This is a genomic window from Terrabacter sp. FW104-15G4B (assembly GCF_058790095.1).
Genome location: NZ_JBYTCI010000001.1, coordinates 37082 through 60437 on the forward strand (window position 1 = coordinate 37082; position 23356 = coordinate 60437).

The window sequence follows — 23356 nt, forward strand, 5'->3', positions numbered from 1 at the left end:
TCGTGACTCTCGCCGTGGTCGAGCAGCGTCACCCGGTCGAGGACGTACCTGCGAGGTCGATCCACTCGAACCCGAGCAGACGATCGCCGGCATCTCCTCCACAGGGCGGGTAGGCGCGGCACGGAGATCCCACCGGCACCCCAAGGGGCTCACAGCCTGGTTGGCCACACTGGGGCCTGCGCTTTCCGGACCGACGACAAGGATGCTGAGTGAAATCACGACCTCACCGTGACCGGCGACCCGCCGCAGCGGGCCGCCGGCCCTCACAGGGGAGGCTCCGCGACCGGCTCGCCCTCGCCGCCGTCACCATCGCGACCCTGCTCGTCGGAGCCGCGCCCGCCGTCGGCCAGTCGATCAGCGACGGGGCTGCGGTGTACGTCGCCGGGCCGGCGGCCACCGTGCTCAGCGCCGACTCGCACGGGCAGGGTCGCCTCGTCGAGGCGTTCGGCGACGTGCGCCGAGCGCGCAACATCGCCGTCATCGTCCCCGGCGTGGGCTGGACGGGCCCGCTGCTCAGTGATGAACATGGTGCGGGACGCCGACATCCGGCCGTGCAGGCTCGCACCCTTCTCGCCGAGATGGAGCGGTCGGCTCCCCGCACGCCGGCCGCGGTGGTGGTGTGGGTCGACTACGACGCGCCGGCCGGACTCGACGCCGACGCCGCTCGCTCGGACCGCGCCGTCGAAGGCGCCCCTCGGCTGGCCGCGTTCGTCGACCACCTCTCGCGGTCGGCAAGGGTCAGCGTGGTGTGCCACAGCTACGGCTCGGTGGTCTGTGCCCACGCCGCACCACACCTGCACATCCCGGCCCTCGTCGTCATCGGTTCGCCGGGGATGGACGTGTGGAGCCGGTCCGACCTGCACACGCCAGCGACCGTGTGGGCCGGCATCGCCCCCGACGACCCGATCGGGATGGTCCCCCACACCCGCGTCGACGGTTTCGGCCACGCCGCCGACCCCACCGCCCCCGGCTTCGGCGCGAAGCCACTGCCGGTCGACGCCGCCGACGGGCACAACGGCTACCTCGTCGCCGGCACGGGTTCACTGCACGCGATCGCACAGATCGCGACCGGCCATGGCTCGACCGTCGCCTCACCTACCGGGAGCGGCGGCGTACCCAGACCACCGGTCCTGCCCTGAGGCATCCGGGGCCAGCGGCGGTCGCTCCAGCCGCCACGTGCGCTCGTCAAGTCTGCTGCCAGAGCCGGTGTTGATCGGATGACACCGATGGCAAGGGTGCGGCAGTCTTGGAGGTCGGAGTGCCGCGTCCGGTGGCACCCTGCTCCGGGGAGGTGGAGGTGAGCGCGGAGGCCGGTGGACCCAGCGCCTTCATGGCGACGCGCGTCGGTCGTTTGTCCCGCCGCATCGCACGAAGCAACCCGTCAGGACTGCTCTATGGCGCCATCATCACCGGCGCGGTCATGAGCGCGACGGGCAACCACGCGCCCTCCACCGCCCGCGTCATCGTGGCCACTGTCTTCGTCCTCGGCGTCTACTGGCTCGCTGACGTCTACGTGCGCGCCTTCGCCGACCAGTTCCTCCACGGGCGGTCTCCGCTTCCGCGCCGGGTGCTGACGGCGGCGCGGCACGAGTCGCGGGTGCTGGTCGGGGGCGCCCCGGCTCTCGTGGTCGCCGCCGTGGCCTCGCTCCTCGGCGCCGGAACGGAGCTGGCCGTCGACCTCGCCCTGTGGCTCACCGTCCTCGAGCTCGGCGCCGTCGGCTACCTCGCCGCACGCTACGTCGGCGCCGGCCGCAGGAGCGCCGCAGGTGAGTCGTTCGCGGCCGCCTTGCTCGGCCTCGTCATGGTCCTGGCCAAGACGCTCCTGCACTGACCCGCAGGGGCGTATGCAGTGGGCGCCCCCGCCCGGCCCGTTGGCGTCGGTGTCAGGCGCAGTCTCGAACGAGCCGGTGGAGGGAGCGCGCGTAGCGGCGGGTCATCCCGCGCTGCGCCCACCGGCCCGCCGGGCCGACAGCCCGCGTCAGGAGCGACCCCGGGCGTGAGAAGGCCTGCACGGTGAACGTCACGGCCCCGACCTCGTCGATCGTGACGACGAAGGACTCCTCTCCCGTCTCCGGGTGACCGGGGAGGGTGCCGTAGGCGAAGCCGCGACTGCGCGGCCCCTCGACGACGTCGACGACGCGTACGGGGGCCCGGAGGCCGAGCGGTCCGAGCCCGAGGCGCAGGTCGGCGACGACGTCCGCAGCCGCTCGAGGGCTCGACGGGGCGACCCGGAGGCCGGCGCCGCGGTGCACGCTCCAGCTCAGGAGCGCCTCGGTCGCGCGGTGGAAGCACCCCGCGCCCTGCCCCACGCCGAGATCCCGGCGCAGGTGGTGGTAGCCCGCGGGAAGATCCCCGGCTCGCACCGTCGCGCCGACCTCGGGATAGGTCAACGCGGCACCTGTCAGCTCAGCGAGCCGGGCACCGGTGAGAAGGGGATGCTGGTCCATGGACCCCAGCATGCCCCGTTCAAGCTGCCGCTCAGCCCAGCTCAACCCGAGAGGCTGCGTACGGGCAGCTCGAACCACCGCAGGTGGTCGAAGTCGACGTTGACGTGGGGCTCCTCAGAGCGCTCGGGCGTCGCAGCGGCAAGCAACCTGCGCGCTTCGTCGAGGTAGCCCGCCAGCGCGCCCTCGCCGGCGCGGTCGAGCTGGGCGGGGTAGCTGAGCCCATCGGGCTCGAAGCTCACCTGGTGCAGGCGCAGGGGCGGCTCGACCGGGCCGTTCCGGTGGCGCCAGAGGCCCGTCGCGGGCTCGAAGTGGTAGTCGCCGAGCAGACGCCACCCGTCGCGGGCGACGATCCGGACGGCCTCGATGACGTAGTCGGCGACGGTGTCGGAGATGAAGTAGTTGAAGTTGACCCGCACCCATCCCGGCTTGATCCCCTCGCACCCGCGCCCGATCTCCCGCTCGAACGCATGGGACCGCTCGAGGTCGATGCCCAGCAGGTAGTGGCCGTAGGGACCGGCGCAGGAGCAGCCGCCACGGGCCTGGATGCCGAAGAGGTCGTTGAGGACGGCGACGACGAAGTTGTGGTGCAGGTAGCGCTCGCGATGCGCGCGCACGACGAAGGAGACGATCGAGAGACGCTCGGCCTGAAGGTTGCCCAGGATCTCGATGGCCGGCTCGCCGCGCCAGGCCTGCACCGCGCGTTGGAGGAAGTAGTCCTCCCGGGCGCGGATCGTCGCCACGCCGACGGCCTGCTTGAGCTTGAAGACAAGCCCTGCCCGGATGGCCTCGATGATCGCCGGGGTGCCGCCCTCCTCGCGATGGGCGGGGTCGGTCAGGTAGTCGTGCGAGTCGGGGTTGACGTAGGCGACGGTGCCGCCGCCGGGCACGTCGGGCACCCGGTTGGCCATGAGCTCGCGACGCACGACGAGGACTCCGGGAGTGCTGGGCCCGCCGATGAACTTGTGCGGGCTGAGGAAGACGGCGTCCTTGTATGCCGTGGGCTCTGCCACGCCGCGGCCGCCGCGGCCGTACATCTCGATGTCGACATAGGGCGCCGCCGCGGCGTAGTCCCAGAACGCCAGTGCGCCGTGCTCGTGCAGGAGGGAGGAGATGGCGTCCGCGTCGGTCACGATGCCGGTCACGTTGCTCGCGGCGGAGAAGGAGCCGATGAGCAGCGGACGGTCGGCGTGCTCGATGAGGCGCCGGCGCAGCACCTCGATGTCGACGTGGCCGTCGAGGTCCTGCGGGATCACGACGACGTCCGCGACGCACTCGCGCCACATCACCTCGTTGGAGTGGTGCTCGTAGGGCCCGATGAAGATGACCGGCCGCTCACCGGCAGGCACGAGATCGCTTGCGTGCCAATGGTCCTCGAAGTTCGACGGGATGCGCAGCCCGAGGATGCCGACGAGCTTGTCGATGGCGCCGGTGCAGCCGGACCCGGCGAAGACCACCACGGTCTCGTCGTCACCGCCGACCGCGTCACGGATGGTGCGTCGGGCGTCCTCGCGCAGCCGGGTCGTCTGCAGGCCGGTACCGGAGCTCTCTGTGTGCGTGTTGGCGTAGCGGGGGAGCACCTCCTCGCGGATGAAGTCCTCGATGAAGCTGAGGCCGCGACCGGAGGCGGTGTAGTCGGCGTACGTGACGCGGCGGGGGCCGTACGGCCCGTGCATGACCTGGTCCTCGCCGATGACGCTCGCACGGATCGTGGCCAGCAGGTCGTCCTGCGATGCTGCACCCATGCATCCAACATAGCGATCAGTGATGCTATCTGCAAAGAGCATAACGCACCGTTACCGAAGTCGTCATGACCCGGCATACCTCCTCTCCGAGCCCGCGGTGACCGAACCGGGCCGGCGCCGGCGGCCGCTACCTGGAGTCGACGATGCAGATCACGGTCCCCGTGCCCCCGGAGGAGTCGGCACTGGTGACGGCGCGGGTCGAGCCATGGCTCGCGCACAACCGGCGCACCGACGCGTCGTCGGTGAAGGCGTTGCGCTCGACGTGCACCACCTTGCCCAGCGCGGAGGCGTCGTCGCAGCCCACAGCCCGTACGTCGTCGCCTGCGACGGCGGTGACGCACTGACCGGTCGTGATGTCCCGGGTGCCGGCATCGCTCGTCAGCGCACGAAACACCAGAAAGGCGAACACCGCCAGGAGCACCCAGCGCAAGCGCTTGATCGTCGGGACGGGGGCTGCCTGTCGGCGCGAGCCGTCGGAGGGCACGTCGGTCACGGGGCGGCTCCTGCCGGGTGGGGCGTTGAGGGGGGCGACGCCGGCGTTCTCCGGGTCCGCCAGGTCGGCGCAGTGATGCGCGGCCCCTCATCATCGCGGCTTCGTCGCATAGGGTCGAGCCCGTGACAGCGATCTCCTACCCGCTCGCCGAACGCAGCCTGCCCAACGGGCTACGCGTCATCGTCAGCGAGGACCACACGGTGCCCAACGTCGCAGTGAACCTCTGGGTCGGTGTCGGCTCGCGGCACGAGTCCCCGGGCCGCACCGGATTCGCCCACCTCTTCGAGCACCTGATGTTCCAGGGCAGCCGCAACGTCGCCTCGGGCGAGCACTTCTCGGCCCTGATGGACGAGGGTGCGCGGCTCAACGCGACGACGTGGTTCGACCGCACCAACTACTTCGAGACGGTGCCGACCGGCGCCCTGGAGCTCGCGCTCTGGCTCGAGGGCGACCGGCACGGCCACCTCCTCGACGCGGTCACCCAGGAGAACCTCGACAACCAGCGCGACGTCGTCAAGGAGGAGAAGCGCCAACGCTACGACAACGTGCCCTACGGCGCGGCGCTCATCGACATCTACGCGACCGTCTTCCCCGAGGACCACCCGTACCACCACCCGACCATCGGCTCGATGGAGGACCTCGACGCCGCCACCCTCGAGGACGTCCATGCGTTCTTCCGGGCGCACTACGGTCCCAACAACACCGTCCTCACGCTCGTCGGTGACGTGACGCCCGAGGAGGGTTTCGCGGCCGCCGAGAAGTACTTCGGACCGCTCCCGGCCATCGAGCTGAGCCCCCGCGAGCCCCGCCCACAGCTGCAGCCGCTGCAGCAGCCGGCGCGGCTCGACCGGGTCGGCGACGTGCCGAACGACCGCATCTACGTCTCCTTCCGGCTTCCGGTCGACAGCACCCCCGACTACCTGGCGTGCCAGGTCGCCGTCGACGTCCTCGGCGGGCTCGCCAGCTCGCGACTCGTCCGCCGGCTCGTGCGGACGGAGGAGACCGCGGTCGCGGTCGGCGGCTGGACCATGGGTCTGGTCGACGGCTCGGGACTGGGCACCTTCACCGTCGACGTGTCCGCCGGCGCCGACGTCGAGCAGGTCGAGACGGCCGTCTGCGAGGAGCTCCGCCGCTTCATCGCCGAGGGGCCCGACGCCGCGGAGCTCGAGTCGGTCATCGCCGACACCGAGCGATCCTGGCTCAGCGCCCTGGCAAGCATCGAGGAGCGCGCCGACCACATCAGTCACTACGCCCTTCTCGCCGACGACCCGGGCTACGTCAACGCGTTCGTCGACCAGATCCGCGCTGTCACGGCAGATCAGGCCCGTGCGGCCGCGCAGGCGTGGCTGGATCCGGGCTCGCGCGCCGTGGTGCGCTACCTCACCGACGCCGCCAACAACTCGGAGGAGGCCGCATGAGTGCCGTTGCCCGCCCCGTCGTCGCACCACCGGAGCCGTGGGAGTTCCCCGAGGGTGACACCGTCGAGCTGCCCAACGGTCTCCGCCTCATCACCTACGACGTCCCCGGCCAGTACGTCGTGTCGGTGCGGCTGGGCGTGCCTGTCTCCCTGCGGGACGAGCCGCGCGACCGCGAGGGAGTCGCCTCGATCATGGCGCGCACCCTCGACGAGGGCACCGAGAAGCACAGCGCCGAGGAGTTCGCGCGCCTGCTCGAGCGCAAGGGCGTGAGCTTCGGCGCCGGCATGGCCGACGCCGGCCTGTCGGTCGACCTCGACGTCGTCAAGGGCAACCTCGAGCCGGCTCTCGACCTGCTGCGCCAGATCCTCACCGAGCCGGCCTTTCCGCAGGTCGAGGTCGCGCGCCAGGTCCGTACCCGGATCGCCGAGATCGAGCAGGAGCGTTCGGTCGCGGCACACCGGGCCGGGCTGGAGTTCGTGCGCACGTTCTACGCCGCAGAGGACCGCTCGTCGCGCCCCACCGGGGGCACCCGTGAGTCCGTCTCCGCCATCACCCGCGACGACGTCGCGGCGTTCCACGCCGAGCACGTCGTCGCGGCAGGCGTGACCGCCGTCGTGGCAGGCGACCTCGAGGGCCTCGACGTGCCGGCGCTCGTCGAGGCGGCCCTCGGCGGTTGGGCCAAGGGCCCCCGCGACCGTGGGCACCACCTGCAGCACGCCGCCGTCCTCGCGCCCGACCGGGGCCGGATCGTGCTGGTGTCGCGCCCCGGATCGGTCCAGACCGAGTTCGTCATCGGGGCCCCCGGCCCTGACCGCTCCGTCGAGGGCGGGTGGGCGCCGTACCCGGTGCTCGGCTTCGTCCTCGGCGGCTCGCCGAACGCGCGGATCGACGCGGTCCTGCGCGAGGAGAAGGGCTACACCTACGGCATCCGGTCGAGCTTTCGGCCACGCCGCCGAGGCGGGGTCTTCCTCACCTCCGGCTCCGTGCGCGCCGACTCCACGGCCGAGTCGCTGCGGCTGCTCGTCGAGATCCTCGAGAGCGGCCGGGACGGTTTTCGCGACAAGGAGGTCCGCTCGGGGGTCGACTTCATCTCGAAGACCGCTCCCGGTCGCTACGCCACCGCCGACACGATCTCGGACGAGGCGGTCGGCATGGCACTCGACGGCCGCACCACCGACTTCACGACGGCCAACCTGCGGGACCTGGCCACCGTCGACCGCCACCGGGTCGACACGGCATACGTTCGCTTCGCCCAAGGTGCCGGCATCGGCACGGGTGATCCCGGCGCCGGGTGGACGATCGTCGTGGTCGGCGATGCGAGCGAGCACCTCGCGGCCATCGAGTCGCTCGGTCTCGGCGACGTCACCGTCGTCACCGACCCCTGAGCACCCGCCCCCGACGCCCCGTCTCCTCGGTCAGGGGAGGGGGGCGACGGCGCGCTCCATGACGTAGTCGTCCTCGTGCTGTCCGCCGACGAGGAACCGCTTGGTGCCGACCCGCTCGAAGCCGCTCTTGGCGTAGAAGCGCTGGGCGCGCTCGTTCTGCTGGTTGACGCCCAGCCAGACCCCCGCCGCGCCCGCCTCGGCCGCCCACTCGAGGGCCCGCGCCATCAGCAGGGCGGCAGCACCAGTGCCGTGCGCCTGCGGCAGGACGTAGATCTTGGAGAGCTCGACCGTCGGACGCACCCGGATGGCAGCACGGACGTCGACGTCGTGCGGCTCGCCGGCGACGAGCATTGCGTAGCCGAGCGCGCTCCCGTCGCGCTCGGCCAGCAGCACGTGACGGGCGGGGTCGGCGAGATAGCCGGCGAAACGCTCGGCAGAGAGGACCTCGGCGACGAACGCGTCCACCCGCTCCCTCGCCATCGACGCAGGGCACGCCAGCTCGAAGGTCGCCGCCGCGACGTCGGCCAGCACCGGCACATCGGGAGTGTCGGCGGGACGGACCCTCGCCTCCGGCACGGGGAGGGGGACACGGGCATCGACTGCATCGGGGCGCATGGCGAAAGGCTATGCCCCGCAGGGCGGTCCGCCCACTACGCGGTCAGGGCAGACGGCATCCCGATGCGCGACAGCACCTCGTCGTGCAGCGTTCCGTTGGTCGCGAGCGCGTTCCCGCTCCAGCACCCGTCCCGGCCGTCGAGGCCGGTGAACCGCCCGCCGGCCTCCTGCACGATCGTGACGAGGGCGGCCATGTCGTGCACCGCGAGCTCGGGCTCGGCGGCGATGTCCGCGGCTCCCTCGGCGACGAGCATGTAGGACCAGAAGTCACCGTAGGCCCGAGTGCGCCAGCAGTCGTCCATGAGGTCGAGGAAGTCGTCGCGGCGGCCACGCACGCGCCAACCGGAGAGCGAGGAGTACGACAGGGAGGCGTCGCCGAGGCGGCCCACCTGCGAGACGGCCATGCGGCGGGCGGACGACAGCGACCGGCCGGTCCACGCGCCGGACCCGGTCGCCGCCCACCAGCGGCGCTGCAGTGCCGGAGCCGCGACGAGTCCCAGCACGGGCGTTTCGTCGACGACGAGTCCGATGAGTGTGGCCCAGACCGGCACGCCGCGGACGAAGTTCTTCGTGCCGTCGATCGGGTCGACGATCCAGCGGCGCCGGCCGTGTCCTGTTGTGTCGAACTCCTCGCCCTGGACGGCGTCCCGCGGACGGGTACGCCCCAGCTGGGCGCGGATCAGCTCCTCCGCGGCGCGGTCGGCGTCGGTGACCGGGGTCAGGTCGGGCTTGCTCTCGACGACGAGGTCGGCGGCCCGAAACCGGGCCATGGTCACGCGCTCGACGGCATCGGCGAGGACGTGGGCGAGACGGAGGTCGTCGTCGAAGGAGGTCACCGGGTCAACCTAGCGGCAGCCTCCCGGACCATGGCACCGCGGATGCCGTGTGCCGTTCAGTACTCCTCGCCCGACCTGCTCGACAGCAGGCGGCGCAGGGAGGTGAGCCGGGACGCGCCCGCCGGGCCGGCGTGGCCCTCGGCGACCCAGGCGTCCAGGGCGCACTCCTCCTCGTCGTGGGTGCAGCCGCGGGGGCAGTTGTCGGTGCCCGCGGCAAGGTCCGGGAAGTGGTCGATGATGTGGTCGACGTCGATGTGCGCGAGGCCGAACGAGCGGATGCCCGGCGTGTCGATGACCCAGCCGTCGTCCGAACCGTCCGGACTGCGCAGCCGGAGGGCGACGGCGTTCGTCGAGGTGTGCCTGCCCCGGCCGGTGGTGTCGTTGACGATTCCGGTGGCGCGCAGGGCCCCCGGGACGAGACCGTTGACGAGGGTGCTCTTGCCGACGCCCGAGTGCCCGACGAGGACGGATACCTTGCCGGAGAGCTTGGCGCGCAGCTCGTCGAGGCCCGAGAAGTCGCCGTCCTTCCAGGAGGTGACGACGTGGTCGACCTCGAGCGGTGTGTAGTGCGCGAGAAAGTCGGCGGGGTCGACGAGGTCGGCCTTCGTGAGAGCGAGCAGCGGCTCGAGGTCGGCGTCGTAGGCCGCCACGAGGCACCGGTCGACCATCCGGGGCCGCGGCTCGGGGTCGGCGAGCGCCGTGACGATGACGAGCTGGTCGGCGTTGGCGACGATGATCCGCTCGAAGGGGTCCGTGTCGTCGGCCGTGCGGCGCAGCACCGAGCGGCGTTCCTCGATGCGCACGATGCGCGCCAGCGCGTCCGGTCCTCCCGCGAGGTCGCCCACGAGCGCGACGTCGTCGCCGACGACGACCCTGGTGCGCCCGATCTCCCGGGCCTTCATCGCCGTGACGACGCGCTCCGGCTCCTTCTTGCCGAGCGAGCCCCGGGGGATGAGGCACGTGTAGCGCCCCCGGTCGACGCCGATCACCATGGCCACCACCGCGTCGGCGTGGGCTGGGCGCTCCTTGGTGCGCGGGCGAGAACCCTTGCGGCTCGGGCGGACCCGGACGTCCCCCTCGTCGAGGTCCCGCCAGCTCATCGCGGCAGCACCAGGTCGGCACGCTCCAGCATCCCGCGCCAGAGGCCGACGAAGTCGGGCAGCGTCTTGCGGGTCGTGCCGATGTCCTCTACTTCGATGCCCGGCACCCGGAGGCCGAGGATGGCTCCGGCGGTGGCCATGCGGTGGTCGTGGTAGCTGCGGAAACGCCCGCCGTGCAAGGGTGCCGGCGAGATGCGCAGGCCGTCCTCGGTCTCGGTGACGTGGGATCCCACGCGCCCGAGCTCGGTGGTCAGCGCGGCCAGGCGGTCGGTCTCGTGGCCACGGATGTGGGCCACACCGCGGATCCAGGTGGGAGTCGAGGCCAACGCTGCCAGGGCTGCCACCGTGGGGGTCAGCTCGGCCGCGTCGTGCAGGTCGATGTCGATGCCGACGAGCTCCCCGCTGCCGACGACGGTCAGCCCGGACCGGTCGAGGCGCACGTCGGCGCCCATCGTGTCGAGGATCTCGCGCAGCAGGTCGCCCGCCTGGGTGGTGTGCTGCGGCCAGCCGGGTACGTGCACCGTGCCCCCGGCGACGAGCGCGGCCGCCACGAAGGGCCCGGCGTTGGACAGGTCCGGCTCGACCGACACGTCGAGCGCGTTGATCTCTGACGGCTCCACCCGCCACGTGTTCGGCTCGCTGTCGTCGACGACGGCGCCCGCGTCGCGCAGCGTCTCGACGGTCATCAGGATGTGCGGCTCGCTGGGCACCGGTTTGCCGTCGTGGTGGACGGTGACCCCGTCGTCGTAGCGCGCGCCGGCGAGCAGCAGCGCCGAGATGTACTGCGAGGAGGCGGAGGCGTCCATCGTCACCGCGCCGCCGCGTACGCGTCCCCGCCCGTTGACCGTGAGGGGCAGGTGCCCGGCATCGTCGTCGACGTCGGCGCCGAGCGCGCGCAGCGCGTCGATGACCGGCCCCATCGGCCGCACGCGGGCCTGCGGGTCGCCGTCGAGCCGGACGGGACCCTCGGCCAGGGCGGCCACGGCCGGCAGGAAGCGCATCACCGTGCCGGCCAGCCCGCAGTCGACCGAGACGTCGCCGCGCAGCCGCTCGGGCGGCGTGATCACCCAGTCGAGGTCCCCGCCGGCCGCCGACTCGCCCTCGGTCGCGACGTCGTCGATGCGTACGCCCAGCGATCGCAGGGCCTCCGCCATGAGCAGCGTGTCGCGCGACCGCAACGGCGCCCGCAGGCGTGAACGGTCGCCGGCGAGTGCGGCCAGGACGAGGTAGCGGTTCGTCAGCGACTTGCTCCCAGGGAGCACGACGGTCGAGTCCAGAGGTTCCGTGGCCACCGGTGCCGGCCAGTCGGCCTCAGCGGAGGTGGCGGGTGGCGCGGCCGCCGTCGGCGACGAGGGATGGGGCGATGGCTCGGCGCGACTCAAGTCAGCTCACGACGTCCTGGGCTCGATGCGCCAGCAGGCGCGCCTCACGCTTCGCGGTCCGCTGGGCACGACGGGCCTCGCGGCGCGTCGTCTTCGTGGCGTGCTGGGCGCGCCAGGCCAGACCTGGCTTGCCCTCCGTGTCGACGGCCGCGAGGAGCACTCCACCGAGCAGTCCGACGTTCTTGAGGAAGAGGCTGCGGCTCTGCGACTTGCGGGCCGGGTCGGACTCCTCCCAGAAAGCGTGCTCGATCGCGGTCGTCGGAACGACCGACGCGGCCAGCAGCGTCGAGGCCAGCCTGGGCAGGCGACCGGTGGCGAGCAGCAGTCCACCGCCGAGCAGCGCCGCCCCGTTCACGCGGACGAAGAGGTCGGGGTCCTTGGCGGCGACCTCGGCCCCCGGGACCTGTCCGGGCACCTTCTGGAGCAGGTGGGCGGCCTGGTCGGTGCGCGCTGCGGGGTTGCGCAGCGCTTCAGCCCCTGCCGCGACGAAGACGGACGCGAGCAGCGGACGGGCGAGACGGCGGACGAGCATGCGATTTCCTCCTCTGGCGCGCGGCGGGCCGGGGCACGCCGTGGCCATCGTGGGCCTGTGGACACCTACGGTATCGACATACCCCGGCGGCGGGAGCCGCCGCCCGGGTGGACGACGTGTCGGGCGTCGTGCCCCCGCACGGCGCACGCGGCATACGCTGTGCCGCATGTGCGGGAGGTATGCCGCGAGCGCGCGGCCCGACGAGCTCATCGAGGCCTTCGACGTCGACGAGGACCACACCGAGGAGCCGGCTCGGAGTGTGCTGAAGAGCCCGCAGGCCCCGCCTGCAGGCGAGCCCGACTGGAACATGGCGCCCTCCAAGCAGGCGCCCGTCGTGCTCGCCCGCCGGCCGCGAGGCGACGACGGCGCGGCTGAGGACGTCGAGCCCACGCGCCAGCTGCGCCTGCTGACGTGGGGCCTGGTGCCGGCGTGGTCCAAGGACGTCAAGATGGGGCTGCGGATGACCAACGCGCGGGCCGAGTCGGTCCTGGGCAAGGGCGCCTTCGCCAAGGCGGCGCTCGCCCGCCGCTGCCTCGTGCCGGCCGACGGGTGGTACGAGTGGCAGGCCTCGCCGACCGCGGTCGACGCCAAGGGCAAGCCGCGCAAGCAGCCCTTCTTCATCCACCGGGCCGACGGGGACCCGGTCGCCTTCGCCGGGCTCTACGAGTTCTGGCGCGACCGTGAGCTGCCGGAGGGCGACCCGGCGGCCTGGCTCACGACCTTCACCATCATCACGACCGCGGCCGATCCCGGCATGGACCCCATTCACGACCGCCAGCCGCTCGTCCTTGAGCGCGAGCAGTGGGGGCAGTGGCTCGACCCCGACGAGAAGGACCCGGGCTGGGTCCAGAGCGTCCTCGACTTCGCGGCGCCCGGCCGTTTCGAGGCCTACCCGGTGAGCCGGTCCGTCGGCGCGACGAGCAACAACGGCCCCGGCCTGCTGGCGCCGGTCCCGGAGTCGGAGCTCGAGGGCGTCGTCGACCCGATGACCGGCGAGCTGGTCGGCGGGTGAGCGCTCCCGTCCGCGACACGGTCCGAGTGATCGACACGCCGGGAGGTCCGGCGCGGGCCCACGTGCAGCGACCGGCCCGTGCGCGCGGCACCGTCGTGCTCGGCCACGGAGCCGGGGGAGGGCTGCACGCTCTCGACCTCGAGATCGCGCGAGAGGTCCTCGCGGGCGCCGGCTGGGCCGTGGTGCTCGTCGAGCAGCCCTGGCTGGTCGCCGGACGGCGGGTGGCCGGACGTCCGCCCACGCTCGACGCGGCGTGGGTGCCGGTGGTCGAGGCGCTGCTGGGTGGGCGCGGCCGCCTGCCGCGCCCCCTCGTCCTCGGCGGGCGCAGCGCCGGCGCCCGCGTCGCCTGCCGCACGGCAGGACCGCTCGAGGCCGACGCCGCCCTGCTGCTCAGCTTTCCCCTGCACCCGCCCGGCCGGCCCGACACGTTGCGCGCCCACGAGCTGGCCCTTGCGCCCGACCCCTGCTGGGTGGTGCAGGGCAGCTCCGACGCTTTCGGGACGCCGGACGAGGTGCGCCCCCACCTGCCGACCGGCGCCATGCTCCTCGAGGTACCCGGCGCCCACAGCTTCCCGAAGGGCTCGCGCAGCGCCCTTACCGAGGCGGTCACGACGATCGCGGGAATGCTCCCCGGCTAGGTGTCGTTGAAGCGGGCATGGTCATCTGCCCCACCCGAGTGCCCGAGAGCCTCACGATCGCGCCGGCCGCAAGCGGTCGGCTCACGCCCACCGGTCTAGGCTGGGAGGCGATGGCAAAGGACAAGAAGACCGATCCCGGCGCGACCCTGCGGCTCGCCGACCCGAGCACCGACCAGAGCACCGGCACCAGTACCTCCCCGAGCACCGACCTCGAGGACGTCGCGCGCGCCGACGCGTCCGTCGACGTGTCGAGCGAGAGTGAGCCCGACCGTCGGGCGCGCTTCGAGCGCGAGGCGATGCCGCTGCTGGACCAGCTCTACAGCGCGGCGCTGCGCACCACCCGCAACCCGAGCGACGCCGAGGACCTCGTCCAGGAGACGTTCGCAAAGGCATACGCCGCCTTCCACCAGTACAAGCCGGGCACCAACCTCAAGGCGTGGATGTACCGCATCCTCACCAACACCTACATCAACAGCTACCGCAAGAAGCAGCGTCAGCCGCTCGAGTCGGACGCTGCCCAGATCGAGGACTACCAGCTGGCGCGCGCGGAGTCGCACACCTCCGTCGGACTGCGCTCCGCCGAGGCGGAGGCGCTCGACCACCTGCCCGACAGCGACGTGAAGCGAGCCCTGCAGTCGATCCCCGAGGAGTTCCGCCTCGCGGTGTACTTCGCCGACGTGGAGGGCTACTCCTACAAGGAGATCGCCGAGATCATGGAGACGCCCATCGGCACCGTCATGAGCCGCCTGCACCGCGGCCGGCGCCAGCTGCGCGAGCTGCTCTCGGGGTATGCCGCTGAGCGTGGTTTCGTCGCGGCCGGCGCGTCCGACGGCGCGGGCACGGAAGGAGGCCGGTCGTGAACGACCACACGACGGATGGACCGGTTGCCCCGGAGCCCGAGGGGAGCCGTACCGACTGCTCGGAGGCGCTCCTGCGTGTCTACGAGTACCTCGACGGCGAGCTGGGTCCCGACGAGTGCGCCAAGATCCAGGCACACCTCGACGAGTGCGGGCCGTGCCTCAAGGAGTACGACCTCGACACCACGCTGAAGTCGCTCATCAAGCGCTCCTGCGAGTCCGAGCAAGCGCCAGAGACACTCCGGCTGACGATCATGTCGCGCATCTCGATGACCGTCATCCAGGTCGAGGGCCACTGAGAGCCACGGAGCCAGACCGGGAGCCGTCCCCGCGACCAGGTACGACGAAGGCCCGCCCCGAGTGATCGGGTGCGGGCCTTTGACGTCTGCGGCTCAGGCGTTGGGCTTGCGGCCGTGGTTGGCGGCGTTGCCCTTGCGGGAGCGGCGCTTGCGGGCGCGCTTGCTCATCGTCGGCTCCTTGGTGGGTCGTACAGTGGTCTCGAGGCCGATGCGGCACACGAAGTGGCAATTCTTCCACACCGGACGTGTTGCGCCCAATCTGGTCGCAGGGATGGTCTGCAGACCTTAAAATCTTTGTATAGATCCGTCCAATATGGCCGGGTCTGCTTCCGTGCGCCAGCCACTCAAGGCATTGTGACCCCTGAGGGAAACCTCAGTTGTTCTGTGCTGCCGCAGCAATGCCGCCCCTCCATGGCGCACGCATCCGGAACATCCATGTAACCAAGGAGCCCCCACATGTTCGCTGCCCTGCTTTCGGCCCTCGCATCCACCGACTACGCCTCGCGGGCCGTCCTCGCGTTCAGCAGCATCTGGGGATGGGGCGGCTGAGCGAAAGACTTTCGACGGCGCCACGGACGCACAGCGTCCGTGGCGCCGTCGCACTACCGTGGACGACGTGAGCCAGGTTCCAGCCGCGAGTAGCCGGTCACCGTGGTTGCCCGCCTACCTCACCACCGTTATCGCCGGGTCGCTCCTGACCGGCGTGTTCTTGTGGTTCACAGCCAGTCGGCCGGACCCCGGGCCTCTGGTGCTGTTGTGCTTGATGGGGATCCTCAGTTTTCAGATCCGCGAGCCCGACGTCGGATTACGCGTCAGCTTCTCCTTCTTGTCCATCATCCTGGTCGCGTCGGCGGCTATCGTCGGCACGCTCGGCGCCTGGGTCGTAGGCAGCATCTCGATGCTCATCGACAGGCGGCAACCGAGATGGACTGCGACGATGTTCAACGCCGCCATGAGTGGCCTCGTCGGGGCAACGAGTGCCTGGGTGTACGCGATGCTGGGCGGGGTCGAAGGCTCTGGGACGATGGGAATGGACCCTTTTGGGCTCGCTCGCCACCTGGGCTGGCCGCTCCTCGCGGCGGATGTCGTCGCCTGCCTGCTCAACGCGGCCATGCTGTCCGGTGTCATCCACTTCGACCAGGGCGTCCCCTTCTGGATCCAGCTGCGCCGCGTCCTCAGTGGCTCCGGCGTCGCCTACGTCGGCTACGGCATCATCGGTCTGCTCTTCGTCATCCTCTGGTACCCGGCGGGCCTCGGCGCGTTCAGCGCCCTGCTCGTCCTGATCCCGCTGCTTGCCGCCCGCTGGGCCTTCGTCCAGTACGGCGAGGAGCTGCGCTCCCACGAACGCACGGTGGACACCCTGGTCACCGCCCTCGGGACGAAGGAGCCCGCAGCCGTCGACCGCAGTCGGCGGGCTGCGGCCCTGGCCGAGTGGATCGCCGAAGAGCTGGGCCTGACACCCGGCCAGATCGGCACCGTCCGCTACGCCGCCACCCTTCACGAGATCGGCCACCTCGGCGTCGCCACGCGGTTGCTGCGCCGCGCTCCGGAGAGCTTGAGCCAGACCGAACGCCGCGTGATCGACGGCCACTGCGTCGTGGGCGCGCGCATGATCGAGGGCATCGACTTCCTCGAGGACGCGCGGTCCGGCATCCGTCACCAGCACGAGCGTGTGGACGGCCAGGGGCGACCTGATGGCCTCACTGGTCCGGACATCCCCATCGCGGCCCGCATCGTCGCCGTCACCACGGCGGTCGAGGAGGTCGTGCGCTCGGCCGAGGCCGCACCGGTCGTGACGGTCCCCGAGGTGGCGCGTCGACTGGGGTCGGACGCCGGGCGCTTCGACCCCGACGTCGTGGCAGCGGCCGTCGCGGCCCTCGAGAAGCACGGCTGGCCGGCGTCCGTGCCCGCTGAGGTCGCCTCGTGAACGGGGCCCTACGCCGGGAGCCGCTGGCCGGTGTGTTCGGCGTCGTGGCCCTCCTGGTCCTCGTCGTCGTGGCGATCCAGACCGGAGACGTCCCGTCGTGGCACGACCAGCTGGCGATCTGGGTCGCCGTCGTGTTCGGCGTCACGATCATCCTCGGCGAGTGGTTCCACATCTCCGCACCAGGCTTCCGCGAGGCATCACCCATCGCGATGGCGGCGGCCTTCGGGCTCGCGCTGACCACCGAGCTGCCGGGGGAGAATCACCTTCCCTACGGCGCTCCCTTCGTGCTCGCGGTCACGGCGACCTCCATGGCCCTGGGCACGACGGTCCGCGTCGCCGCTCGGCGCGACACCAGCGTCGTCGACGCCGTCGGTCGGTTCGTGGCCATCGTCGTGGTCACTCTGGTCTACCGGGTCGCCGTGCTGGGTCAGCGTCCCGGGTCCTCGGCGCCCGACACGTCCAACCCGCCGTGGCTGCACGCCGTCCTGCTGCTGGGGATCTGTCTGCTGGCGCTCGTGACCGACGCCCTCTTCACCTCCCTGCTGCGCGGGCTGACCGCTCGGGTCGACGTGCGTCGGATCTTCGTCGAGGAGCTGCGTTCGTCCCTCGCCCTGTCCATCGCGGTGGCAGTCACGGGCGTCCTCATCGCCCTCGCCGCCCCGCCACTGGGCATCGCGGCCCTGCCGCTCTTCCTGATCCCGCTGGTGCTGACGCTCTTCGCCTTCCGCCGTTACGTCAGCATCCGCGCGACCTACCTCCAGAGCATTCGCACCCTCTCTCGCCTGACCGATGCCGCCGGCTACACCCCGTCCGGGCACTCCGAGCGCGTCGCCGCGCTGTCGGTGCGGGTGGGGCGCGAGCTCGGCCTCTCCGAGCGTGAGCTGCTCGACCTCGAGTACGCCGCCCTGCTGCACGACATCGGGCAGGTGGCCCTGGTCGAGCCCATCCCGGGTGGTGCCACCGTGCTGGCTGCTCCCGCCGACCAGCGGCGCATCGAGGCCGACACCGTCGCGATCGTCCGCGAGACCGGCGTCCTGGACGGTGTGGCGCACATCCTCGAGCACCAGACGACCCCGTACCGCCAGGTCCGCGAGCTGGGGGAGGAGATCCCCCTCACCAGCCGGATCGTGAAGGTCGTCAACGCCTACGAGGACCTCACTGCCGGCGCGCGGAGCGTGCGGGCGCGTGAGGCCGCCGTGGAGCGGATCTACCTCGGGCTCGGCTACGAGTACGACCCCCGGGTCGTCGACGCCCTGCTCAAGTCGATCGACACCGCCCCCGCAAACGCCTGAGGGCGTCTCCCGGCCCCCAGCGCTCGATCAGCGTGGCGCGCCGCTCCCGCCCTCGTCCGGGCCAGGAGCGTCGCGGTGGGCCCCGTCGGCGGTGTCGGTGAGTCCCCGAGCCGCCAGCGCCTCACCGGTCGACCGGGCGAAGGCCACGATGTGCACCACGGTCGGCACGACGACGGCCCTGGGGCTTCGGTCCAGGCCCCGGGCCCTGGCCGACTCCCGCACGCTCGAGAAGGACCCTGCAACCCACGGAACCGAGCGCACCACCACGCCGAGGGTGAGCGCCACCACCTCCGGGTCGACGAACCGACGCACGGGCCCAGCGGCACGGACGGCCCCGTCGAGCAGGTCGTTGACCGGGGTCGTCGCGGTGAGGATGCCGGCCGCGACCACGGCGTTGACGATCCCGAGAAGGACGCGGACGGCATACGCCAGGTCCCGTGACCACCACTGGAAGGCGAGCAGCACGAGCAGAACCGGCAGCAGGCCGCGCAGTGACCGCAGCAGTCGTCGCAGGGGCAGCCGGGCGAGCAGCACGAGCCCCGTCAGGGCGACCGTCACCAGCGCCAGAGGCCACACTGACCGAGCCAGCCAGGGTGAGACGCCCACCGCAAGGACCCCGATGAGCTTGAGCCACAACGGCGTTCGGTGCACGACGGACGTGCCGGGGATGTGTGCGGCGAACAGGCCCGCGCTCGTCATGTCCCGTCGACCAGCCTCACGTAGTGCTGCACCGCCTCGGCCGGGGCGCCGTCGAAGACCACCCGCCCGGCGTCGACCACGAGGGTGCGGTCCCCGGACAGTGCCAGCTCGAGGTCATGGGTGGCCAGCACGACCGACTGGGGCAGGGACTCGAGCAGCTCACGCAGCCGCAGCGTGTTGCGGCGGTCCAGCAGCGTCGTCGGCTCGTCGAGGACGAGCAGCCCCGGGTCGGTCGCGAGCACGACCGCAAGGGCCATCAGCTGGCGTTCCCCGCCCGACAGGTCGTAGACGCTCTGGTCGGCCAGGTGTGTCAGCCCGAAACGCGTGAGCACGCGCTCGGCCTCGCGACGGCGGTCCGCCCGCGACCGGTGCACGCGTCGCAGCGACAGCTCGACGTCCTCCCGGCCGGTGGGCATGACGAGCTGGGAGAGCGGGTCGGTGAAGGCGAAGGCGACCCTTCGGCGCACGCGCGGTCCCTGCCGGACGGTGTCGAGCCCGTCGACGGTCACGGACCCTGATGTGGGGGTGACGAGCCCGTTGAGCAGGCGCAGCAGGGTCGACTTGCCCGACCCGTTCGCACCGATGACGGTGACCCGTGGCTCGGTGAGATGCAGGTCGACCGGTCCGAGGATCGCGCGGTGCGGTCGTTCGCCGGGGCGGTCGACCGGCACCGTGACCGTGGCCGCGTCCAGGTGGACCTCCGTCACGCAGGGCTCACGTACGCGGTCGGCGCGGGCGGACGAGCACGTCGGGAAAGGCGCGGTGCACCGCGACCGCCGCCACGACGGCCAGGACGTCCTTGAGCAGGTCGCCCGGCAGGAACGGAAGGTCAGCCGTGATCGCGGCGGACAGCGGGAGCCTCAGGTTGACCATGAGCCCCAGCACGCCGAGCACGTGGACGACCGCGACCGTCGTGAGGAAGGACGCGGCGACCAGGAGCGGCACCCAGGAGGTCTGGCGCGTGCGCCGGACGACGGTCCGGGCGCCGGCTCCGACGACGACGGCGGCCAGGAGGAAGGAGACGAGGTAGCCGCCGGTCGGTCCGGCGAGCACCTGCAGGCCCGACTGGCCCCTGCTGAACACCGGCAGCCCGACGAGTCCGAGGAGCAGGTAGACGGCGACGGCGACGCCGCCGCGGGCGGGTCCCAGGACCAGTCCGGTGAGCACGACCGCGAGGGTCTGCAGGGTGATCGGCACACCGAAACCGCCGACAGGTACGCCCGGCACGACCGCCGCAGCCACGAGCAGGGCCGTGAAGACGGCCACCAGCGCAACCGACTGGGCGTCGACGCCACGGGCTGGCGTCCGGTCAGGAGCGGCGGCGGTGGCGACGGGCTCGACAGCCGCTGACCGAGCGGACGGGACCCCGCTGTGTGCGGGCGTGTTGTGACTCACGGGCCAGACCCTACCGGGGCGGATCGGAGCCCCTGGTCACTATGGTGCTGGGATGCTCGCTGCCTACGCTGCCAGTCAGTCCGCGTCCGACCCCCTCTCCGGTCTCGTCGTCGGTGACCGTCCCGATCCCCGGCAACGACCGGGGTGGATGGTCGTCGACCTGCGGGCCGCAGCGCTCAACCACCACGACGTATGGTCCCTGCGCGGCGTGGGTCTGGCGCCCGACCGGCTGCCGATGGTGCTCGGCTGCGACGGCGCAGGCGTGGACGCCGAGGGGAACGAGGTCATCGTGCACGCAGTCGTCCCCTCCGAGGGCTGGCGTGGCGACGAGACGCTCGACCCCCGCCGCACGCTTCTCTCGGAGCTGCACGACGGGACGCTGGCCGAGAAGGTGCTGGTGCCGGTCGGCAACGTCGTGCCCAAGCCGGCGTCGATGCCGTGGGAGACGGCCGCGTGCCTCTCCACGGCCTGGCTCACCGCCTACCGGATGTTGTTCACCAACTCGGGGGTCCAGCCCGGCGGCACCGTGCTGGTGCAGGGCGCCGGGGGAGGGGTCGCGACGGCGCTCATCCAGCTCGGCTCTGCCGCGGGCTACCGGATGTGGGCGACCTCGCGCGACGAGGCCCGCGGTCAGCGCGCGCTCGAGATCGGTGCCGATCGCGTCTTCGCCTCGGGCGAGCGCCTGCCGGAACGCGTCGACGCGGTCATGGAGACGGTCGGGGCGGCGACGTGGTCGCACTCGGTGAACTCGCTTCGGCCCGGCGGCACGGTCGTCATCTCGGGCGCGACGTCGGGGGACGCCCCGGCGAAGGCGGAGCTGACGAAGATCTTCTTCAAGCAGCTGCGGGTCGTCGGCTCCACGATGGGCAGCCGCGAGGAGCTCGCCCAGCTCGCCCGCCTCGTCGAGCAGCTCGCCATCCAGCCCGTCGTCGACTCGGTGGTGCCGCTGGCACAGGCGCGGGACGGCTTCGCCCGCATGGTCGACGGCGACGTCTTCGGCAAGGTCGTCTTCTCCGTCTGAGCCAACCTCGCCCGGCAGCTCAGGGCATCGGCGCGCCGGAGACGTGGACGACCGTCGAGAGGCCGTCGGCGGACGGCGGGTCCGGTCGTCCGACGAGCCACTCGCACCACAGGGCCGTGCACAGCCTGGTGACGAGCCGGCCCAGCTCGTAGGGGCCGTCGGCGCCCAGGGTGACCGAGAGCCGGCCCACGTCCGCCGTGCCGGACTCGACTCCGTGCAGGGCCGCCCGGGCGGCACGCGAGACCGCGTCCAGCCGCGTGTCGGGGCCCGCCGGAGCGACTCCGACGGCTTCGGCCTCGGGACTGCCGGGCTCGATGCCGAGCGCCGCGCGCACCGCCTCGACCCGGCCGTAGCCGAACCAGTCGCCGGGCCCCGTGCGCACGAGGTCCCGTCCGCGCGGGTGCGACTCGAGCGGCTCGTCGACGAGGATGTCGGACAGCCCGCGGAGCACTGCCGCCGGCACGGCCGAGACCTTGCCCTTGGCGAGGTCGGCGGCGGCGGCGATCTCGTCGGCCAGGGCGCGGCTCGTGACCTCGAGCGGCCGGCCGTCGGCGTCGCTGCCGCCGCGCAGGTCGTCCAGCACGCGCAGGCCGTGGGCCCCGAGGGCGAAGTCGACCTGCCCGACGCGCCAGGCACGTCCGGCCGTGTCGCTCAGCACGACGCCGACGCGTACCCCGTGCCGGGCCAGGAGGGCGTCGTGCAGCCGCTGGCAGATGCCGTCCGGGTCGTGGGGGAGGAGCAGCCAGCCGCCGCGCCCGCCCGTGTTGGATCCGTCGACGCCGGCTGCCGCCATGACCGGCCCCGCCTTGGCCCGCACGACGCGCGTGAACCGGTCGCCCACCGAGCGCTCGGCGACGACGTACTCGCTCTCCCCGCGGACGACCCGGTCCTTGTCGGCGTCGTGCGTGATCAAGCCCAGCGCCTTGCTCGCGATCTTGCTCGACACGACGAGGACGTCACCGTCGGCAAGATGCACTCCGGCGTGGTCGAGGCCGACCTGCACGAGCTCGACCAGGTCATCGCCCTCGGCCACCTCCGGTATGCCGGTGAGCGGGGTGATCGTGATCGGCGCGGTCACGCCGGCGCCCGCTCCGGGCGCAGCCGCAGGCCCAGGTCGAGGGCGGCCCCGGCCAGGTCGGAGGCGGCCTCGACGGAGCCCATGAGCAGTGGCCGGCGCACCACCTCCAGGCCGCGCCGGTCGGGCATCGGGTCGTCCTCGTCGACGAGCCAGCCGTCGAGGAAGTCGGCGTAGAGGCCGGCGACGCCGTCGCTCGACTCCTCGACGCCGATCGTGCGCAGGCACACGTCGGCGTGGCCGCGGACCGGCCGGCCGCCGACGAGGGGCGAGACGCCGACGACGGGCGCCCGAGTGCCGCGCAGCGCGTCTCGTACACCCGGGACGCCGAGGATGATGCCGATCGACACGACCGGGTTGCTGGGAGGTAACAGCACGACGTCCGCGCCCCGGATCGCGTCGAGCACGCCGGGGGCGGGCGCCGCCCGGTCGAGCCCCGCGACGACGAACCGCTCGGCGGGCAGCTCAGCCCGGTGCCGCACCCACCACTCCTGGAAGTGGATCGCCCGCTGCTCGCCGGCCTGTTCCACGACGACGTGCGTCTCGACCGGGGTGTCGGTCATCGGCAGCAGTCGGACCCCGAGCGCGTCCAGGCCCCAGCGCGCGGCGAGCCGGTCGACGACGCCGCTGAGCGGCATACCCTGTCCGAGCAGCTGCGAACGGAAGACGTGGGTGGCGAAGTCCTTGTCCCCGAGGGTGAACCACCGCGGCTCGGCGCCGAGCGCGGCGAGCTCCTCGGCAAGGTGGTGGGACTCGTTCGCGCGCCCCCAGCCCTGGCCCTCGTGGATGCCGCCGCCGAGGGTGTAGAGCAGCGTGTCGATGTCGGGACAGACCCGCAGCCCGAAGAGGGTGATGTCGTCGCCGGTGTTCCCGATCACCGTCAGCTCAATGGGGTCGGACGGCTCGGAGCGATCGTGGCCGACCCCGAGCGGGTAGGTCTGACGGGCGTGGTGGAGGAGGCCGCGGAGGAACCGGGCGCCGCCGACTCCTCCGGCCAAAGCGGTGATGCGCATGCGCCGATCCTCTCAGCCGGCTGGCCGAGAGCTATCCCGCGGGGTGCTCCGGAACCCCAAACCAGCGAATATCACCAACCCGCTTGACGCGGGGGGTATGACACGCATGTAATTTCATTGTTGTACGGTCGGGACGATCCCTGGGACGAATGGATGCAATTGTCCAGAACCTCCGGAG

26 protein-coding genes are annotated in these 23356 nt (G+C 72.1%); 11 read left to right on the forward strand and 15 right to left on the reverse strand.

Annotation, left to right across the window (positions count from 1 at the left end):
• Window positions 1-209: 209 nt before the first annotated feature.
• Window positions 210-1139 (forward strand): alpha/beta hydrolase, encoded by a 930-nt coding sequence (locus AC3WRT_RS00165; RefSeq protein WP_492717692.1) that lies wholly within the window; start codon window positions 210-212, stop codon window positions 1137-1139.
• A 158-nt stretch (window positions 1140-1297) separates the two neighbouring features.
• Entirely contained in the window at window positions 1298-1831 is a 534-nt protein-coding gene (locus tag AC3WRT_RS00170) for a hypothetical protein (RefSeq protein WP_492717694.1), read from the forward strand.
• Window positions 1832-1883: 52 nt separating this feature from the next.
• On the opposite strand, the gene AC3WRT_RS00175 is transcribed toward AC3WRT_RS00170, so the two are convergent.
• The 3 genes from AC3WRT_RS00175 to AC3WRT_RS00185 form a co-directional block, all read right to left on the reverse strand.
• On the reverse strand, window positions 1884-2447 hold the full coding sequence (locus tag AC3WRT_RS00175; protein ID WP_492717696.1) for a DUF1990 domain-containing protein: 564 nt from the start codon (window positions 2445-2447) through the stop codon (window positions 1884-1886).
• Between the two features lie 41 nt (window positions 2448-2488).
• Window positions 2489-4189, reverse strand: a complete 1701-nt coding sequence (locus AC3WRT_RS00180) for an aminotransferase class V-fold PLP-dependent enzyme (RefSeq protein WP_492717698.1) — start codon at window positions 4187-4189, stop codon at window positions 2489-2491.
• Window positions 4190-4316: 127 nt separating this feature from the next.
• Complete coding sequence (locus tag AC3WRT_RS00185; protein ID WP_492717700.1) at window positions 4317-4682, reverse strand: hypothetical protein; 366 nt, start codon at window positions 4680-4682, stop codon at window positions 4317-4319.
• Between the two features lie 122 nt (window positions 4683-4804).
• Here AC3WRT_RS00185 and AC3WRT_RS00190 point away from each other — a divergent pair, with 122 nt between their 5' ends.
• Window positions 4805-6100, forward strand: a complete 1296-nt coding sequence (locus AC3WRT_RS00190; RefSeq protein WP_492717702.1) for a M16 family metallopeptidase — start codon at window positions 4805-4807, stop codon at window positions 6098-6100.
• Window positions 6097-7485: a M16 family metallopeptidase gene (locus AC3WRT_RS00195; protein WP_492717704.1), complete on the forward strand. Its 1389-nt coding sequence runs from the start codon at window positions 6097-6099 to the stop codon at window positions 7483-7485. The genes AC3WRT_RS00190 and AC3WRT_RS00195 overlap by 4 nt, the downstream gene beginning before the upstream one ends.
• Window positions 7486-7515: 30 nt before the next feature.
• Here the strand turns inward: AC3WRT_RS00195 and AC3WRT_RS00200 are convergent, their stop codons facing one another.
• From AC3WRT_RS00200 to AC3WRT_RS00220, 5 genes are all read right to left on the reverse strand, one after another.
• Window positions 7516-8100 (reverse strand): GNAT family N-acetyltransferase, encoded by a 585-nt coding sequence (locus AC3WRT_RS00200; RefSeq protein ID WP_492717706.1) that lies wholly within the window; start codon window positions 8098-8100, stop codon window positions 7516-7518.
• 35 nt (window positions 8101-8135) lie between these two features.
• Window positions 8136-8936 (reverse strand): histidinol-phosphatase, encoded by an 801-nt coding sequence (gene hisN / locus AC3WRT_RS00205; protein WP_492717708.1) that lies wholly within the window; start codon window positions 8934-8936, stop codon window positions 8136-8138.
• 56 nt (window positions 8937-8992) lie between these two features.
• Complete coding sequence (gene rsgA / locus AC3WRT_RS00210) at window positions 8993-10036, reverse strand: ribosome small subunit-dependent GTPase A (protein WP_492717710.1); 1044 nt, start codon at window positions 10034-10036, stop codon at window positions 8993-8995.
• A complete protein-coding gene (gene aroA, locus AC3WRT_RS00215) occupies window positions 10033-11328 on the reverse strand; it encodes a 3-phosphoshikimate 1-carboxyvinyltransferase (RefSeq protein ID WP_492717712.1) in 1296 nt (431 codons plus the stop codon). Before aroA ends, rsgA begins: the two co-directional genes overlap by 4 nt.
• Before the next feature lie 91 nt (window positions 11329-11419).
• On the reverse strand, window positions 11420-11950 hold the full coding sequence (locus AC3WRT_RS00220) for a DoxX family membrane protein (protein ID WP_492717714.1): 531 nt from the start codon (window positions 11948-11950) through the stop codon (window positions 11420-11422).
• Window positions 11951-12116: 166 nt separating this feature from the next.
• Here AC3WRT_RS00220 and AC3WRT_RS00225 point away from each other — a divergent pair, with 166 nt between their 5' ends.
• The 4 genes from AC3WRT_RS00225 to rsrA are packed head-to-tail and all read left to right on the forward strand — an operon-like array spanning window position 12117 to window position 14756.
• Complete coding sequence (locus tag AC3WRT_RS00225; protein WP_492717716.1) at window positions 12117-12962, forward strand: SOS response-associated peptidase; 846 nt, start codon at window positions 12117-12119, stop codon at window positions 12960-12962.
• Entirely contained in the window at window positions 12959-13600 is a 642-nt protein-coding gene (locus AC3WRT_RS00230; protein WP_492717718.1) for an alpha/beta hydrolase family protein, read from the forward strand. The genes AC3WRT_RS00225 and AC3WRT_RS00230 overlap by 4 nt, the downstream gene beginning before the upstream one ends.
• A gap of 17 nt (window positions 13601-13617) precedes the next feature.
• Window positions 13618-14460: a sigma-70 family RNA polymerase sigma factor gene (locus AC3WRT_RS00235; RefSeq protein ID WP_492717720.1), complete on the forward strand. Its 843-nt coding sequence runs from the start codon at window positions 13618-13620 to the stop codon at window positions 14458-14460.
• Window positions 14457-14756 (forward strand): mycothiol system anti-sigma-R factor, encoded by a 300-nt coding sequence (gene rsrA, locus AC3WRT_RS00240; protein ID WP_492717723.1) that lies wholly within the window; start codon window positions 14457-14459, stop codon window positions 14754-14756. Before AC3WRT_RS00235 ends, rsrA begins: the two co-directional genes overlap by 4 nt.
• Before the next feature lie 93 nt (window positions 14757-14849).
• Here the strand turns inward: rsrA and AC3WRT_RS00245 are convergent, their stop codons facing one another.
• Window positions 14850-14924 (reverse strand): 50S ribosomal protein bL37, encoded by a 75-nt coding sequence (locus AC3WRT_RS00245; RefSeq protein WP_369791897.1) that lies wholly within the window; start codon window positions 14922-14924, stop codon window positions 14850-14852.
• Between the two features lie 612 nt (window positions 14925-15536).
• Window positions 15537-15710, reverse strand: a complete 174-nt coding sequence (locus tag AC3WRT_RS00250; RefSeq protein WP_492717725.1) for a hypothetical protein — start codon at window positions 15708-15710, stop codon at window positions 15537-15539.
• Between AC3WRT_RS00250 and AC3WRT_RS00255 the strand changes: the two genes are divergently transcribed.
• Window positions 15709-16683: an HD-GYP domain-containing protein gene (locus AC3WRT_RS00255; protein ID WP_492717727.1), complete on the forward strand. Its 975-nt coding sequence runs from the start codon at window positions 15709-15711 to the stop codon at window positions 16681-16683. The two genes, AC3WRT_RS00250 and AC3WRT_RS00255, sit on opposite strands and share 2 nt — an antisense overlap.
• Window positions 16680-17975 (forward strand): HD-GYP domain-containing protein, encoded by a 1296-nt coding sequence (locus AC3WRT_RS00260; RefSeq protein WP_492717729.1) that lies wholly within the window; start codon window positions 16680-16682, stop codon window positions 17973-17975. The genes AC3WRT_RS00255 and AC3WRT_RS00260 overlap by 4 nt, the downstream gene beginning before the upstream one ends.
• Window positions 17976-18002: 27 nt before the next feature.
• Here AC3WRT_RS00260 and AC3WRT_RS00265 read toward each other — a convergent pair whose 3' ends face one another.
• From AC3WRT_RS00265 to AC3WRT_RS00275, 3 genes are read right to left on the reverse strand one after another with little or no spacing between them, the layout of a single operon-like run.
• On the reverse strand, window positions 18003-18674 hold the full coding sequence (locus AC3WRT_RS00265; RefSeq protein WP_492717732.1) for a CbiQ family ECF transporter T component: 672 nt from the start codon (window positions 18672-18674) through the stop codon (window positions 18003-18005).
• The gene (locus AC3WRT_RS00270; protein WP_492717735.1) at window positions 18671-19381 is read right to left on the reverse strand and encodes an energy-coupling factor ABC transporter ATP-binding protein; all 711 of its coding nucleotides are present in this window, start codon (window positions 19379-19381) and stop codon (window positions 18671-18673) included. Before AC3WRT_RS00270 ends, AC3WRT_RS00265 begins: the two co-directional genes overlap by 4 nt.
• A gap of 7 nt (window positions 19382-19388) precedes the next feature.
• The gene (locus tag AC3WRT_RS00275) at window positions 19389-20069 is read right to left on the reverse strand and encodes a biotin transporter BioY (protein ID WP_492717737.1); all 681 of its coding nucleotides are present in this window, start codon (window positions 20067-20069) and stop codon (window positions 19389-19391) included.
• A gap of 52 nt (window positions 20070-20121) precedes the next feature.
• Between AC3WRT_RS00275 and AC3WRT_RS00280 the strand changes: the two genes are divergently transcribed.
• Window positions 20122-21090: a zinc-binding dehydrogenase gene (locus AC3WRT_RS00280; protein ID WP_492717742.1), complete on the forward strand. Its 969-nt coding sequence runs from the start codon at window positions 20122-20124 to the stop codon at window positions 21088-21090.
• Between the two features lie 19 nt (window positions 21091-21109).
• Here AC3WRT_RS00280 and AC3WRT_RS00285 read toward each other — a convergent pair whose 3' ends face one another.
• Together AC3WRT_RS00285 and cofD are read right to left on the reverse strand one after the other, a co-directional pair.
• On the reverse strand, window positions 21110-22168 hold the full coding sequence (locus AC3WRT_RS00285) for a coenzyme F420-0:L-glutamate ligase (protein WP_492717745.1): 1059 nt from the start codon (window positions 22166-22168) through the stop codon (window positions 21110-21112).
• On the reverse strand, window positions 22165-23178 hold the full coding sequence (gene cofD, locus AC3WRT_RS00290) for a 2-phospho-L-lactate transferase (protein ID WP_492717748.1): 1014 nt from the start codon (window positions 23176-23178) through the stop codon (window positions 22165-22167). The genes AC3WRT_RS00285 and cofD overlap by 4 nt, the downstream gene beginning before the upstream one ends.
• Window positions 23179-23356: the final 178 nt, after the last annotated feature.

Excerpts from the sequence above, each read along its gene's own strand:
- AC3WRT_RS00200 (WP_492717706.1), bottom strand. The coding sequence starts at position 8,100 with ATGCGCCCCGATGCAGTCGATGCCCGTGTCCCCCTCCCCGTGCCGGAG.
- AC3WRT_RS00195 (WP_492717704.1), top strand. The coding sequence starts at position 6,097 with ATGAGTGCCGTTGCCCGCCCCGTCGTCGCACCACCGGAGCCGTGGGAG.
- AC3WRT_RS00255 (WP_492717727.1), top strand. The coding sequence starts at position 15,709 with ATGAGTGGCCTCGTCGGGGCAACGAGTGCCTGGGTGTACGCGATGCTG.
- cofD (WP_492717748.1), bottom strand. The coding sequence starts at position 23,178 with ATGCGCATCACCGCTTTGGCCGGAGGAGTCGGCGGCGCCCGGTTCCTC.
- AC3WRT_RS00235 (WP_492717720.1), top strand. The coding sequence starts at position 13,618 with ATGGTCATCTGCCCCACCCGAGTGCCCGAGAGCCTCACGATCGCGCCG.
- AC3WRT_RS00175 (WP_492717696.1), bottom strand. The coding sequence starts at position 2,447 with ATGGACCAGCATCCCCTTCTCACCGGTGCCCGGCTCGCTGAGCTGACA.
- AC3WRT_RS00180 (WP_492717698.1), bottom strand. The coding sequence starts at position 4,189 with ATGGGTGCAGCATCGCAGGACGACCTGCTGGCCACGATCCGTGCGAGC.
- rsgA (WP_492717710.1), bottom strand. The coding sequence starts at position 10,036 with ATGAGCTGGCGGGACCTCGACGAGGGGGACGTCCGGGTCCGCCCGAGC.
- AC3WRT_RS00265 (WP_492717732.1), bottom strand. The coding sequence starts at position 18,674 with ATGACGAGCGCGGGCCTGTTCGCCGCACACATCCCCGGCACGTCCGTC.
- AC3WRT_RS00220 (WP_492717714.1), bottom strand. The coding sequence starts at position 11,950 with ATGCTCGTCCGCCGTCTCGCCCGTCCGCTGCTCGCGTCCGTCTTCGTC.
- AC3WRT_RS00225 (WP_492717716.1), top strand. The coding sequence starts at position 12,117 with ATGTGCGGGAGGTATGCCGCGAGCGCGCGGCCCGACGAGCTCATCGAG.
- AC3WRT_RS00280 (WP_492717742.1), top strand. The coding sequence starts at position 20,122 with ATGCTCGCTGCCTACGCTGCCAGTCAGTCCGCGTCCGACCCCCTCTCC.
- AC3WRT_RS00250 (WP_492717725.1), bottom strand. The coding sequence starts at position 15,710 with ATGGCGGCGTTGAACATCGTCGCAGTCCATCTCGGTTGCCGCCTGTCG.